At 67.8% G+C, this 13,905-nt stretch carries 14 protein-coding genes; 5 read left to right on the top strand and 9 right to left on the bottom strand.

Features of this window, described 5'->3' with window-relative positions:
* Nucleotides 1-2: 2 nt before the first annotated feature.
* A complete protein-coding gene (locus A9976_RS27910; protein WP_183021663.1) occupies nt 3-1,547 on the top strand; it encodes a polyamine aminopropyltransferase in 1,545 nt (514 codons plus the stop codon).
* Nucleotides 1,526-3,292, top strand: coding sequence for an FAD-dependent oxidoreductase (locus A9976_RS27905; protein ID WP_183021662.1), 1,767 nt, complete (start codon nt 1,526-1,528; stop codon nt 3,290-3,292). Before A9976_RS27910 ends, A9976_RS27905 begins: the two co-directional genes overlap by 22 nt.
* A gap of 45 nt (nt 3,293-3,337) precedes the next feature.
* On the opposite strand, the gene A9976_RS27900 is transcribed toward A9976_RS27905, so the two are convergent.
* The 3 genes from A9976_RS27900 to A9976_RS27890 are packed head-to-tail and all read right to left on the bottom strand — an operon-like array spanning nt 3,338 to nt 5,552.
* Entirely contained in the window at nt 3,338-4,327 is a 990-nt protein-coding gene (locus A9976_RS27900) for an HD-GYP domain-containing protein (RefSeq protein ID WP_183021661.1), read from the bottom strand.
* 40 nt (nt 4,328-4,367) lie between these two features.
* Complete coding sequence (locus A9976_RS27895) at nt 4,368-5,033, bottom strand: TIGR02281 family clan AA aspartic protease (RefSeq protein ID WP_183021660.1); 666 nt, start codon at nt 5,031-5,033, stop codon at nt 4,368-4,370.
* Nucleotides 5,034-5,066: 33 nt separating this feature from the next.
* Nucleotides 5,067-5,552 (bottom strand): YajQ family cyclic di-GMP-binding protein, encoded by a 486-nt coding sequence (locus A9976_RS27890; protein ID WP_012206580.1) that lies wholly within the window; start codon nt 5,550-5,552, stop codon nt 5,067-5,069.
* A 105-nt stretch (nt 5,553-5,657) separates the two neighbouring features.
* Here A9976_RS27890 and murB point away from each other — a divergent pair, with 105 nt between their 5' ends.
* Nucleotides 5,658-6,758 (top strand): UDP-N-acetylmuramate dehydrogenase, encoded by a 1,101-nt coding sequence (gene murB / locus A9976_RS27885; protein ID WP_183021659.1) that lies wholly within the window; start codon nt 5,658-5,660, stop codon nt 6,756-6,758.
* A gap of 96 nt (nt 6,759-6,854) precedes the next feature.
* Here murB and A9976_RS27880 read toward each other — a convergent pair whose 3' ends face one another.
* Together A9976_RS27880 and A9976_RS27875 are read right to left on the bottom strand one after the other, a co-directional pair.
* The gene (locus A9976_RS27880) at nt 6,855-7,220 is read right to left on the bottom strand and encodes an SPW repeat protein (RefSeq protein ID WP_183021658.1); all 366 of its coding nucleotides are present in this window, start codon (nt 7,218-7,220) and stop codon (nt 6,855-6,857) included.
* Nucleotides 7,221-7,318: 98 nt separating this feature from the next.
* Nucleotides 7,319-8,188: an MBL fold metallo-hydrolase gene (locus tag A9976_RS27875; protein WP_183021657.1), complete on the bottom strand. Its 870-nt coding sequence runs from the start codon at nt 8,186-8,188 to the stop codon at nt 7,319-7,321.
* Nucleotides 8,189-8,326: 138 nt separating this feature from the next.
* Between A9976_RS27875 and A9976_RS27870 the strand changes: the two genes are divergently transcribed.
* On the top strand, nt 8,327-9,226 hold the full coding sequence (locus A9976_RS27870) for a LysR family transcriptional regulator (RefSeq protein ID WP_183021656.1): 900 nt from the start codon (nt 8,327-8,329) through the stop codon (nt 9,224-9,226).
* Nucleotides 9,227-9,293: 67 nt separating this feature from the next.
* Here A9976_RS27870 and argG read toward each other — a convergent pair whose 3' ends face one another.
* The 4 genes from argG to A9976_RS27850 all read right to left on the bottom strand — a co-directional run bounded on the left by argG (nt 9,294) and on the right by A9976_RS27850 (nt 12,441).
* Complete coding sequence (gene argG, locus A9976_RS27865; RefSeq protein ID WP_183021655.1) at nt 9,294-10,628, bottom strand: argininosuccinate synthase; 1,335 nt, start codon at nt 10,626-10,628, stop codon at nt 9,294-9,296.
* A 110-nt stretch (nt 10,629-10,738) separates the two neighbouring features.
* Nucleotides 10,739-11,056: a pyrimidine/purine nucleoside phosphorylase gene (locus A9976_RS27860; RefSeq protein WP_012206574.1), complete on the bottom strand. Its 318-nt coding sequence runs from the start codon at nt 11,054-11,056 to the stop codon at nt 10,739-10,741.
* A 136-nt stretch (nt 11,057-11,192) separates the two neighbouring features.
* A complete protein-coding gene (locus tag A9976_RS27855) occupies nt 11,193-11,936 on the bottom strand; it encodes a glycine zipper 2TM domain-containing protein (RefSeq protein ID WP_013801584.1) in 744 nt (247 codons plus the stop codon).
* Between the two features lie 127 nt (nt 11,937-12,063).
* A complete protein-coding gene (locus A9976_RS27850) occupies nt 12,064-12,441 on the bottom strand; it encodes an ArsC family reductase (RefSeq protein ID WP_063325854.1) in 378 nt (125 codons plus the stop codon).
* Between the two features lie 79 nt (nt 12,442-12,520).
* Between A9976_RS27850 and folC the strand changes: the two genes are divergently transcribed.
* Entirely contained in the window at nt 12,521-13,843 is a 1,323-nt protein-coding gene (folC, locus tag A9976_RS27845) for a bifunctional tetrahydrofolate synthase/dihydrofolate synthase (protein WP_013801586.1), read from the top strand.
* Nucleotides 13,844-13,905 lie beyond the last annotated feature (62 nt).

Here is a 13,905-nt window from a genome sequence, read left to right as displayed (position 1 = left end):
CCGTGCAAACCTCAGCCCCTCTTGCCGGCGTGCAGCCGGCGCGTCCCATCGACATCGCCCTGCTGGTCAGCGTCTTCGTGATCGCGGCCTGCGGCCTGCTTTACGAGCTGGCTGCGGGTGCGCTGGCTTCCTATCTGCTGGGCGATTCGGTCCTGCAGTTCTCCACCATCATCGGCAGCTACCTGTTCGCCATGGGCATAGGCTCATGGCTTTCGCGCTATTTCGAGGACCATCTGCCCGCGCACTTTCTGCGCATCGAGCTGATGGTGGCCCTGGTGGGCGGCGCGCTGCCGGCCACGCTGTTCATTGCCAATGCCTACGCGCCCGGCGCGTTCCGGTTCCTGCTGTACGGCATGGTGCTGGTGGTGGGCACCCTGGTGGGGCTGGAGATTCCGCTGGTGATGCGCATCCTCAAGCGCAATGTGACGCTCAAGGACCTGGTGTCCCAGGTGCTGACCTTCGACTACCTGGGCGCGCTGGCCGTGTCGCTGGCATTTCCGCTGCTGCTGGTGCCCAAGCTGGGCCTGGTGCGCACGGGGCTGCTATTCGGCTTCATGAATGCGGCGGTGGCGGTCTGGGCACTGCTGCTGTTTCGGCATGAGCTGCGGCGCCCGCGCGCCCATGCCCTGGCCTGCGCGGCCGTGCTGGCCCTGCTGGGCACGGGCATCTGGGGCGCCGACCATCTGACGCGCCTGGCCGACGACCATTTCTACCAGGACCGCATCGTGCTCTCCAGCAGCTCGCCCTACCAGCGCATCGTGGTGACGCAGGGGCGCCAGGGCGCGCGGCTGTACCTCAACGGCAACCTGCAGTTCGCGCAAAGCGACGAGTACCGCTACCACGAGGCCCTGGTCCACCCCGTGATGGCCGCGCATGGCGCGCCCAAGCGCGTGGCCGTGCTGGGCGGCGGCGACGGCATGGCCGTGCGCGAGGTGCTCAAGTACCCCTCGGTGGAGTCGGTCACCCTGGTGGAGCTGGACCCGGCCATGACCGACCTGTTCAAGGACAACGCCATGCTGCGCCGGCTCAATGGCGAAGCGCTCAGCGATGCGCGCGTGCACATCCTCAATACCGATGCCTTCCACTGGCTGCAGCAGGGCGGGGAGACCTTCGACGTGGTCATCGTCGATTTCCCCGACCCGACCAATTTCGCCATCGGCAAGCTGTTCACCAACAGCTTCTATGCCTTGCTGGACAAGCGCCTGGCGGCCAGCGGCTACGCCGTGGTGCAGACCACCTCGCCCCTGATCGCACGCAGGAGCTACTGGACCGTGGTGCAGACCATCGAATCCATCGGCCTGCAGGCCACGCCCTACCACGCCCATGTGCCCAGCTTTGGCGAATGGGGCTTCGTCATCGCCAGCCACCGGCCTTGGCGCGAGCCCGATGCCCTGCCTGCGGGCCTGCGCTTTCTGAGCGCGCAGACCATGGCGCTGATGTTCGACTTCCCGCTGGACATGGCGCGCGTTCCGGCCGAGGTCAACCGCCTGTCCAACCAGGTGCTGGTCAACACCTACGAGCGCGAATGGGGCAGGGTGGAGCGTTGAGCACCGGCCTCTCGCCCCTGTGGAGCCGGCGCCAATGGCTGAAGGGCATGGCCGGCGGCGCGGCCCTGGGCCTGGGCCTGCCCGGCTGCACGCCAACGCCACCGCGGCTTGAGGACCTGCCCGGCGGATTCAGCGGCGTGGCGCTGGAGCGCGGCCATGCCTTGCGCGCGTTCTGGCAGCGCCTGGCCCAGGGCCTGGCGCTGCCGCCGCCGGCCATGGTGCACCGTGCCAAGGTGGTGATTGCCGGCGGCGGCATGGCAGGCCTGGCCGCCGCGCGCGCACTGGAGCTGGCGGGTGTGCAGGGCGTGGCCCTGCTGGACACGCAGCAGGCCATGGGCGGCAACAGCCAGGGCGGCAGCATTGCGGGCCTGCCCTGTCCGCTGGGTGCCCACTATCTGCCCCTGCCCGGCGACGATGCGGCCGAGGTGCAGGACTGGCTGGAGGCCGTGGGCCTGCGCCAGCGCCGCGCGGGCCGCTGGCAGTACGACGAGCGCCATCTGTGCCACAGCCCGCAGGAGCGCCTGTTCTGGCAGGGCGCCTGGCATGAGGGCCTGCTGCCCGTCGATGGCGTGGCGCCGCGCACGCTGGAGCAGTACGAACTCTTTGCGCGCAGCGTGGCCCAGGAGATGGAGAGGGCGGTCTTTGCCATGCCGTCCATCCGTGTCTGGCAGCGCGAGGGCCGGCTGCCCGCCGCGCATGCCGCGCTGGACGGCCAGACCATGCAGGCCTGGCTGATCAGCCAGGGCATCGATGATGCGCAGCTGATCTGGTATCTGGAGTACTGCTGCCGCGACGACTTTGGCGCGGGCCTGGCGCGGGTGTCGGCCTGGGCCGGTATTCACTATTTCGCCAGCCGCCATGGCTTTTCGGCCCCGCGCCGCCAGGACGAGCGCACGGCCGAAGAAGCGGGCGACGCCGTGCTGACCTGGCCCCAGGGCAATGGCTGGCTGTCGCAGCAACTGGTGGCCGGGCTGGGCTCCACCGACCTGCAGACGGATTGCAGCGTGCTATCCATCGCCGAAGGTGCCGACGGTGTGGAAATCGACGTCTACCACCATGGCCGCCAGCAGCACGAGCGCTGGCTGGCCGCGCGCTGCGTCGTGGCCCTGCCCAGCTTCATCGCGGCACGCGTGGTGCGCGATGCGCCGGATTTCCTGCGCGCGGTGGCGGGCCGGCTGGACTGGGCGCCCTGGCTGGTGGCCAACATCCATCTGCAGCGGCCGCTGGCCGACCGGCCCGGCGCCGATCCGGCCTGGGACAACGTGCTCTTTGCCGATCCGAATGCGGGCGGTCTGGGCTATGTCGATGCCGGCCACCAGCGCCTGGATCGGCTCACGCCCCGGCCCACGGTGCTCAGCTACTACCAGGCGCTGGGCGACTGGCCTGACGGGCGCGCGCAACTGCTGGGCCAGCCTTTCAGCTTCTGGCGGGAGCGCATCGTGCGCAGCCTGCTCGGGCCACACCCCGATCTGCCGTACAAGGCCACGCGCATGGAGATCACGCGCTACGGCCACGCCATGGCCATTCCCCGGCCTGGCGACCAGCAAGTGCTCAGCCAGGTGGCGCTGCAGTCGCACCACCGGGGCCGCAGCGCGCTGTGCGCCGGCGAGCGCGTGGCCCTGCTGCCCACGCCGGGCACGCGCCGCCTGTGGTTCGCGCATTCCGACTGGGCCGGCTACTCGGTGCTGGAAGAGGCCTTCACGCGCGGCCACCATGCGGGCCTGTGGGCCGGCATGCGGACCTGAAACGGGTCAGCGCGCCGGCGTCGCGCGCTTCGGGCGTCACATTGTTCAGACAGGCCCGGGCACCTGCACCATGCGGTACAGCGACTGGCTGCCGCGTGCGGCCAGCACGCCCAGCTGCGCCAGCGTGCGCGGGTCCAGCTCCAGCGTGATGGCGGCGCGCGCCAGTGCCGAGCGGATGCGGGGGCCTTGCTCGCCTTCATGGATGACGGGCGGGTAGAGGCTGGCACCATCGGCGCCGATCACGCTGGCCACCAGCGGCGGCTGCGGCGGCTCGCCACGGCGCAGCACCACGGCGATGTCGCCGTTGTCCAGCCGCACGTAGGTGCCCGGTGGGCACAGGCCCACGGCGCGTACCAGCGCGAAGCCCACCTCGTCGGAGTAGCGCTGCTGCTGGGTGAGTGCGCGCAGCGATTCGGCGGCGCTGCGGCCTTCGCGTGACTTGCGCGGGCTGATCAGGGCCGCGTAGCGGTCCACCGTGCCCAGGATGCGCACCAGGCGCTGCACCGTGGGCAATGTGGCCAAGGGCTGCTGGGGTACGGCTTCATGGTGGCGGGCCACCAGCTCCAGCCACAGCGCGTCGTTCATGAACAGGCGCGCCAGCAGGGCCTGGCTTTGCAGCGGATGGCGCTGCACGGCCTGCTGCTGGGCGGGGGTCAGCGGCTCGCGCTGCAGCGCCAGTTCGTCCTGCAGCGCGTTCATGCCCATGTTCATGGTCAGCGCGCCGCGCACCAGGGTGCGGTGCTCGACCTCGTCCAGGCGCAGCTCGCGCGCCAGCACATGGCACAGGCAGGCGCAGACCAGGGCATGGGAGGCGCTGTAGCCCACGGTGGAGGAGCAGGCGCGCTGGAACATCAGGTACAGCGCGGCATCGCTGTCGTGGGCGATCAACTCCTGCAGCCACAGGTCGATCTGCTGCAGCTTGACCAGGAAGCCCTGCACCTGCAGCGGCGCGGACAGCAGCACGGACAGCGCGGCCTCCAGGTCGGACCACAGGCCCAGTAGGTCTTCGTAGGAATCGTCGGGGCGTCGGCTCATCGGTGGCAGGGTGCGGACAGCGGGGCGCGTGCAGGCTGCATCAGCGCCGCTCCAGCACCATCTCGCTGCCCTGGCGGGTCATCTGTACGTGGGCCAGAAAGCTGTTGCCCAGCAGCACATAGGGCATGGCAAGAGGGGCGACCACGGCGTCCACGCCAAAGACCTCGACATCGCCCACGCGCACCGAGTCCAGCCGCAGGCGCCAGCCCTGGGCATCGCCGTTGGCGGTGCGCATCATCACGGGCTGGCCCTTGAGAAAGGGCAGGCCCATGCGTTCGGCGTCGGACCGGCCTATGGCGACCGAGCTGGCGCCCGTGTCCACCATGTAGACCATGGTTTTGCCATTGATCTGGCCGCGTTCGATGAAATGGCCCCGGTTGTCGGCCTTGAGCACCACGCGCCGGCCAAGCGCGGGATCGCCCGCCGCCGCGCCCCGGCCGCCCAGGCTGATGGGCGCTTCGCCCAGGCGCAATGTCTGGCGGCGGCCCTTGATTTCCACCTCGGCCGTGTCGCCCGATACCTGCAGCACGCGCACGTCCTGCAGGCTGTCGCCGGCCGCCAGAGCGCGTGGCGTGCCGCCGTCGATGACCAGCAGGGCCTTGCTGCCCAGCACGCCGCTGAGCGCCACGGACTGCGCTGTTGCCGGTGGCGGAGCCAGCACGGACACGCCGGCCAGGCTCAGAAGTACGGCACGCAGGTGGCGCATGGGGATTGTGGTGCAGGGGCGGATGCCGGGTGATCAGTCGCGAAAGTTGTTGAAGGACAGGGGATGGTCGGCCAGGTCCTTGCGGATCAGGGCCATGGCCGCCTGCAGGTCGTCGCGCTTGGCGCCCGTGACGCGCACGGCGTCGCCCTGGATGGCGGCCTGCACCTTGAGCTTGCTGTCCTTGATCAGCTTTTGCAGCTTCTTGCCCAGCTCGGCCTCGATGCCGTTCTTGACCTTGATGGTCTGCTTGAGCTTGTCGCCGCCGATCTTCTGGGCCTTCTGGATGTCCAGGAAGCGCACGTCCACGCTGCGCTTGGTCAGCTTGTTGCGCAGGATGTCCTCGACCTGCTGCAGCTGGAAGTCGGCATCGCCGAACAGCGTGATTTCCTTGTCCTTGAGTTCGATGGCGGCCGAGGTGCCCTTGAAGTCGAAGCGGGTGCCGATTTCCTTGGCGGTGTTCTCCACGGCGTTCTTCACTTCGACGAAGTCGGCTTCGCACACGGTGTCAAAAGAAGGCATGGCAAATATTTCCTGTAAATGTTCTGAAAAAGTATCGCAGCGCGGGACCGGGCGATGCGGGCATCGGTGCCGAAGGCGTGGTGACGCGGTGCGACAATCCGGCTGATGTTAGTCGAGAAAAATGTTCCGCTGCAGCATTGCAACAGCTTCGGCATCGCCGCCCGTGCCCACACCCTGGTGCGTGTGCGCAGCGACGAGGATGTGCGCCATTTCCTGGCCGATCCGCTGTGGGGCCGCCAGCCCGTGTTCGTGCTGGGCGGCGGCAGCAACGTGGTGATCACGGGCGATGTCGATCCCGTGGTCCTCAAGATGGAGATAGCGGGCATGCGCCTGCTGCGCGAGACCGAGCGCCACTGGATCGTCGAGGCCGGTGCCGGTGAGCGCTGGCACGATCTGGTGGCCTGGACCCTGTCGCAGGGCTATGGCGGCCTGGAGAACATGGCGCTGATTCCCGGCACCGTGGGCGCATCGCCGGTGCAGAACATCGGCGCCTACGGGCTGGAGCTGCAGGACCGGTTCGAGTCGCTGGATGCCATCGACCTGGCCACGGGCGAGTCCTTCACTCTGGATGCCGCGCAATGCGCCTTCGGCTACCGCGACTCGGTGTTCAAGCACGCCCCGGCCGAGCCCACGCCCGTGGCGCGGGCACGCATGAGCGGCGTGCCGCCGCGCGGCATGGGCCTCAAGGGCCGCGCCGTGATCACGCGCGTGCGCCTGGCCCTGCCCAAGGACTGGAAGCCCGGCCTGGGCTACCTGGACCTGCAGCGCCGCCAGGCCGAGGCCGGCGTGGCCGAGCCCACGGCCCGCCAGATCTTCGACTGGGTCTGCGAGATCCGCCGCGCCAAGCTGCCCGACCCGGAGCAGATCGGCAACGCCGGCAGCTTCTTCAAGAACCCGACGGTGACGCCCGAGCAGTGCGCCGACATCATTGCGCGCGAGCCCAAGATCGTGCACTACCCCATGGACGACGGCTCCATCAAGCTGGCCGCCGGCTGGCTGATCGATGCCTGTGGCTGGAAGGGCAAATCCATGGGCCGCGCCGGGGTGTATGACAAGCAGGCCCTGGTACTGGTCAACCGGGGCGACCGGCACAGCATGGACCGCAGCGTCACCGGCGGCGAGGTCATGACGCTGGCCGGCGCGATACAGACCAGCGTCTACGAGCGATTCGGCATCCGCCTGGAGCCCGAGCCCGTCGTGGTCTGATCGATCGACGGCCTCAAAGAAACAGCGGCCCGCAGACCATGGAGGCCTGCGGGCCGCTTTGCTTGCTTTGTATCGGCGCTTCAGTGCTTCAGCGCATCAGTGGGCGGAGTGGCTGCTGCGCCAGCTCATGTAGTCCTTGTCGGTCATCAGCACCCACAGCGCCAGCACCATGACCACCACGCCGGACACCACGGCATTGCGCATGGCATCCATCTGGCCGGCAAAGCCCAGCGCCCAGGGCGAGATCACCATCCACAGTCCCAGCAGGCCTTCGGTCCATTCCTCCCACGCGCGGGGAATGAAGATGGCCCCCAGCGCAGCGGCAATCAGCGCCAGGCCGATGACCACGCCATTGGCCGTGGGCGCCATCTGGTCCTGGAACCCGAGCACCCAGGGCGAGACCGCCAACCAGGCTCCCAGCAGGACATTGATCGGGTCCTGCCAATGCTTCATGTATTTCATGGCTGCACCTCCTGCCGCCACGACGAATGAGGGCGGCAACTCGTTGGATCAAGGCCGCAGCATGCAGGTTCCATGAGGATTTTTGTGAAAGTGCCTGCTTACCAGGGCATCTCGCCCTTGTTCACCTTGGCGCCAATGTCCAGCGACAGCGCCATGCCGGCCTGCGGGTAGGCCTGCTTCATGGCGCCGATCAGCTCGGCACTGTTTGCGGCCTTGGCGGCGGCGGCCTCGAAACGCAGGAGATAGTCGCGTGTATAGGCGATGGCGCTGGCGTCCATGGCGGTGCCGGCCTGCATGTGGCCGGGCACGACGATGGCGGGCTTGAGGGCCTGCATCTCGTCCAGCTGCGCCAGCCAGGCCTTGCGCTCGGCGCTCTTTTGCGTGTCCGCCGTCCAGACATGCAGGTTGCCGAACACGCCCACGTTGCCGACGATGGCCTGCAGCGCAGGCACCCAGACATAGGGGCGGTGGGCCAGCGGGCCGGTGGTGCCGCGCAGCTCCAGCGCCTGGCCGTCCACGGTCACCGTATTGCCCTGCAGGGCCTCGGGCAGCACGGGATGGCTGGGGGCGTTGGCGCCCATCTTGGGGCCCCAGAAGGCCAGCTTGCCCTGCAGCTTGGACTCGATCTTCTCGCGCACGGCGGGCGTGGCCACGACCTTGGCCTGCGGGAACAGGTTCTTCAGCACCTCGGCGCCGAAGTAGTAGTCGGGGTCGGCATTGCTGATGAGGATGGTGGTCAGCTGCTTGCCGCTGTCCAGCACATTGGCGGCAATGCGCAGGCCGTCGGCGCGGGTGAAGCCGCTGTCCACGACCACGGCCTCCCTGGCGCCGGTGATCAGGGTGGAGGTCACGGCAAAGCTGTGTTCGTCGGCCTGGTAGACCTTCATCTGCAGCGGGGCGGGCGCCTGGGCGTGGGACAGGCCGGCCGACAGGGCCAGGGTGAGCGAAAGCACGGTGGTGCGAAGCATGTCGATTTCCTTTGAAAAAAGCACAAGACAGAAAACGGGTGGCAGCGCCGTGCTGCCATGGGTCGTACTTTAGTTTTTGAAATCGAGCAGATAAACCGCAGAATATGCGCTTGTTTGTTGCAGAAATCGAGCAGATTCATGGACCGATTGCTGGCGATGCAGGTGTTTGCCACGGTGGCCGAATGCGGCAGCTTCACGGCGGCGGCCGAGCGGCTGGACCTGTCGCGTGCCATGGCCACGCGGCATGTGGAGTCGCTGGAGCAGTGGCTGGGTGCGCGCCTGCTGCACCGCACCACGCGCCGCGTCTCGCTCACCGATGCCGGCGCGCAGTGCCTGCGCTACAGCCAGCAGATGCTGGCCCTGGCCGATGAGGTGCAAAGCGAAATGCGCGCGGGCGACAGCCAGCTGCGCGGCCTGCTGCGCGTGACCTGCAGCATGTCCTTCGGCCATGCGCAGATGGCGCCGGCCATTGCGCAGTTCATGCGGCTGCACCCGCACCTCAAGATCGACCTGCTGGTGGACGACGGCGCGCTGGACCTGGTGCAGCAGCGCATCGACCTGGCCATACGCATCAGCGCCGACCCGGGCGCCGCACTCATCGGCCGGCCGCTGGCCGTGTGCGAATCGGTGCTGGTGGCCTCGCCTGCCTACCTGGACGCGGCTGGCCGGCCGCAGACACCGGCCCAGTTGCAGGCCCACCGCTGCCTGGGCCACATGCGCGTGGGCCGCAATGTCTGGCAATTGGCGCGGCGTGACGACGAAAGCGATGAGCAGCAGATCGCCGTCACCACCTGGTTCAACGCCAACGAAGCCACCGTGCTGGCCGCCGCTGCCGTCGAGGGTGCGGGCATCGCCTTCCAGCCCACCTACCTGGTCCAGCCCATGCTGAAGGCCGGCCAGCTGGAGCTGGTGCTGCCGGACTGGCGCCCGCAGCCGCTGACCGTGCATGCGCTGTACAGCTCGCGCCGCCACCTGCCGGTGGCCGTGCGCGCGCTGCTGGATTTTCTCGTGCAGCGCTTCGAAGGCGCGCGCTGGTAGTCGGGGCGTAAAAAAGCCGCCTTGCGGCGGCTCTTCGGACTTTGCGGCGTGCGCCGCAGGCCGTGGCTCAATCCTTGCCGCCCAATTGGGGCAGGGCGGTGCTGGTGCCCAGCGACAGCAGGCCGGCCTTGGAGTAGATGGCCAGCTTGTCGCGCGTGTCCATCAGGTCCAGGTTGCGCATGGTCAGCTGGCCGATGCGGTCGGCGGGGCTGAAGGGCGCGTCCTCGACCTTTTCCATCGACAGGCGCTCGGGAGCGTAGGTCAGGTTGGGCGATTCGGTGTTCAGGATGGAGTAGTCGTTGCCGCGGCGCAGTTCCAGCGTCACGGTGCCGGTCACGGCGCGGGCCACCCAGCGCTGGGCGGTTTCGCGCAGCATGATGGCCTGCGGGTCGAACCAGCGGCCCTGGTACAGCAGGCGGCCCAGGCGCAGGCCGTTGATGCGGTACTGCTCGATGGTGTCCTCGTTGTGGATGCCGGTCACCAGGCGCTCGTAGGCGATGTGCAGCAGGGCCATGCCGGGGGCTTCGTAGATGCCGCGGCTCTTGGCTTCGATGATGCGGTTCTCGATCTGGTCGCTCATGCCCAGGCCGTGGCGGCCGCCGATGCGGTTGGCTTCCAGGAACAGCTCCACGGGGTCGGCGATTTCCTTGCCGTTGATGGCCACGGGGCGGCCTTCGTCAAAGGTCACCGACACTTCCTCGGCCTTGACCTCGACTTCGGGCTTCCAGAACGCCACGCCCATGATGGGGTTGACGATGCGGATGCCGCTGTTCAGGAACTCCAGGTCCTTGGCCTCGTGCGTGGCGCCCAGCATGTTGCTGTCGGTCGAGTAGGCCTTCTCGGCGCTCATCTTGTAGCCGAAGCCTTCCTTGGTCATGAAGGCCGACATCTCGGCGCGACCGCCCAGCTCGTCGATGAAGGTCTGGTCCAGCCAGGGCTTGTAGATCTTCAGCGCGGGGTTGGTCAGCAGGCCGTAGCGGTAGAAGCGCTCGATGTCGTTGCCCTTGAAGGTCGAGCCGTCACCCCAGATGTTGACGTCGTCTTCCTTCATGGCGGCCACCAGCATGGTGCCGGTCACGGCACGGCCCAGGGGCGTGGTGTTGAAATAGGTGATGCCGCCCGTGGAGATGTGGAAGGCGCCGGCCTGGATGGCGGCAATGCCTTCGCCGGCCAGCTGCGCGCGGCAGTCGATCAGGCGGGCCTGCTCGGCGCCGTACTCCATGGCCTTGCGGGGGATTTCGTCGTAGTCGGCCTCGTCGGGCTGGCCCAGGTTGGCGGTGTAGGCGTAGGGCAGGGCGCCCTTGTTCTTCATCCAGCGCAGGGCAGCGCTGGTGTCCAGGCCGCCCGAGAAGGCGATGCCGACCTTCTGGCCGACGGGAACGTTTTGCAGGATGGTTTCCATACGATGCTTCTCTCAATAACGATGGCGGCTGGCGTGCGGGACGCGGCTGCCGGAAAACACGGAAGGCGCCTTGGCGCCGTCAGGTCGAATGCGTCGGTCTGCTCAGGCGCTTAGGCGTAGTGGCAGATGTAGTGGTAGGCCTCGGTCACGCGGATGTCGAACTTGGAGTTCGCAGGCACCTGGAAGGACTCGCCGGCCTTGGAGGTCAGCCACTGGTCCGAGCCGTCGAGCTTGTACTCGCAGGAGCCGGCCACGCATTCCATGATCTCGGCAGCGGCCGTGCCGAAAGTCAGCTGGCTGGGCAGCACCACGCCGGCAGACTTCTTCGTGCCATCGGCCAGCGTGAAGCCGTGGCTGATGCATTTGCCGTCGAAATAGACATTGGCCTTGGTGGTCAGGGTGATGCCAGAGATGGTTTCGGTGGTCATGGAAGCTGGGCAGAGGGTGGACTAAACCGCCCATTTTAGGCCAGCACCCGGCCGCTGCCCGTACGTGCGGGCCGCCGCCATGCAAAAAGCCCCTTGTCGGGGCTTGCGGGGCGAGCGCATGGCGGCCTCAGCGGCCTCAGCGGCGCCAGCCATGGCGGTAGCCGCCGCGCCAGCCGTGATAGCTGGGGCGCGAGGCGTAGTACACGCCGGCAGCAAGGGCTGCACCAATCACCACGGGCGCCACATAGTCACCTGCCGAATACACCGGTTGCACCGGCTGGGCCGGGTAGTAACCACCGTCGTAGTAATTGTTTTCATAGACCACGGGCGGCGGCACGGGCGTGGTGGAGTACGCGGCCTGGGGCGGCTGGTTGGTGCTGTAGTAACCATTGCTGCCGTAGGCGCCGCTGTTGGCGGCGGGCTGCACGCTCAGTGCAATCCAGTCGCCAGGCGGCGTGGCGGTCCGCGTCGTGTAGTTGCGGCCCGCGTACTCATAGACCACGTCGTAGGCCACGGCGCGGTTCTGGTAGTAGGTCTGGGTGGTGCAGTTGCGCACCGTCTGGTATTGGGGCTGCTGTCCCGAGGCTTCAGCCTGGTTGCCCAGCATGGCGCCGCCAATCACGCCGGCTGCCGTGGCCGCGGCGCGTCCGCCGCCGTGGCCGATGGCGTTGCCCACCACGCCGCCCGCCAGCGCACCCAGCACGGCGCCCGCGCCCGAAGTGCTGCGCTGGCCCGAGTAGACGTTCTCATCGCGGCAGACCTGCTGGGGCACGGCCACCTGTTGCGTCACCGGGGTCACGGAAAGCACCCGGCCTTGCTCCTGGGCCAGGGCTACGGTGGCGGTCGTGGCCGCCAGCGTCAAAAGAACCAGGGATTTCATGATTGCACTCCTGTTGCGCTGGCGGTACTTCCTGCCAGGCTCCATGCAAGTGTATTCCTCGGGCCCGAAAAGCAGTTTGCGGCCGCGTAAATCCACGTAATAAGCTGTTCCAGGCCTGACGGCAGAGTCAGCGCTTGCCCTCGTGGGCCAGCTCTGCCCAGGTATCGGGCGCAAAACCCACGGTGATGCGTCCCTGCGGCCATTGGACGACCGGGCGCTTGATGACGCTGGGCTGCTGCTGCATGAGGGCTGCGGCACCGGCCGCATCCTGGGCGCCGGCCTGGGTGTCGGCATCGAGCTTGCGCCAGGTCGTCCCCTGGCGGTTGAGCAGCTTTTCCCAGCCCACGGCCTGCATCCAGGCGGGCAGTTGCGCGGCAGGGACGCCCTGTTTCTTGAAGTCGTGGAATTCGTAGGCGATGCCCTGGTCGGCAAGCCAGGCGCGGGCCTTCTTGACGGTGTCGCAGTTGGGAATGCCGTAGAGCGTCACAGTGTTTGAGGTGGTCATGATTGGTTGCAGTTGCCGCAGTCCGCGGATGGCGAGGACCCCATAAGGACACTGTCCCTGGGTAACAATAGCGCGCAGTATGCACACCTCATTTCCCACATTGGATGCATGGCTCGCATATTGCGAGCGCCTGCACCCCAAGAATATCGCGCTGGGCCTGGATCGCGTGCGCGAAGTCGCCCAGCGCCTGGACCTGCGTTTCGACTGCCCCGTGATCACGGTGGCGGGCACCAATGGCAAGGGCTCGACCTGCGCCATGCTGGAGGCCGTGGCGCTGCAGTCGGGCTTTCGTCCCGGCGTCTATACATCGCCGCATCTGGTGCATTTCGAGGAGCGCTGCCGCGTGGGCGGCGAGATCGTGAAGGCCGCCGAGCTGCTGCCGCAGTTCGAGGCCGTGGAGCAGGCGCGCGTGCAGGGCACGGAGGTGGCGCTCACCTATTTCGAATTCACCACGCTGGCCATCCTGCGGCTGATGAGCCAGTCCAGGCTGGATGTGGCGATTCTCGAGGTAGGCCTGGGCGGGAGGCTGGATGCCACCAATGTGATCGACGCCGATTGCGCCGTCATCACCAGCATCGATATCGACCATGTGGAATTCCTGGGCCCGGACCGCGAGAGCATAGGCCGCGAGAAGGCCGGCATCATGCGCGCCGGCCGGCCGGTGGTGGTCAGCGATCCCATGCCGCCGCAAAGCGTGCTGGACCATGCACAGGCCATTGGCGCCGATCTCTGGCGCCTGGGCCAGGACTTCAACTTCTCGGGCGACAAGCAGCAGTGGGGCTGGGCAGGACGCGGGCGGCGCTATGCGGGCCTGGCCTATCCGGCGCTGCGCGGCGCCAACCAGCTGGTCAATGCATCGGGTGCGCTGGCCGCGCTCGAAGCCATTCGCAGCCGCCTTCCGGTCACGGCCCAGGCCGTGCGCACGGGGCTGGCCATGGTCGAGCTGCCGGGGCGCTTCCAGATCATTCCGGGCCAGCCCACGCTGGTGCTGGACGTGGCGCACAACCCGCATTCGGTGGCGGCGCTGACGGCCAACCTCGACGCCATGGGCTACTTTCCCTGCACGCATGCGGTGTTCGGCGCCATGCACGACAAGGACCTGGCGCCCATGCTGGGCAGGATTGCCCCGCTGATCGACCGCTGGTACCTGACCGACCTGCCCACGCCGCGCGCCGAAAGCGCCGAAGTGCTGCGTCAGAAGATCGAAGCACTGCCGCCCGCACCCGGCGTGCCCCGCGAGCTGTCGGTGGCCACCTTCGCAAACCCGCAGCTGGCGCTGGATGCAGCGGTTCTGGCAGCAGGTCCCACTGATAGAATCGTGGTCTTTGGCTCGTTCTTCACGGTGGGCGGCGTGCTGCAGGACGGCCCGCCCCGGCTGAACGCCAAGCATCTGGGCACCTGAATCCAGTGATCCGCACTGCAAGCGGCCATCGTGGCCGCTGTGGTGGCCGATCTGAACGAGTC

It is taken from the genome of Delftia sp. UME58 (genome assembly GCF_014170385.1).
Classification (GTDB): Bacteria; Pseudomonadota; Gammaproteobacteria; order Burkholderiales; family Burkholderiaceae_C; genus Comamonas; species Comamonas acidovorans.
The sequence above is the reverse complement of the archived record's forward strand: the minus strand, read 5'-3'. Positions and strand labels throughout refer to the sequence as shown.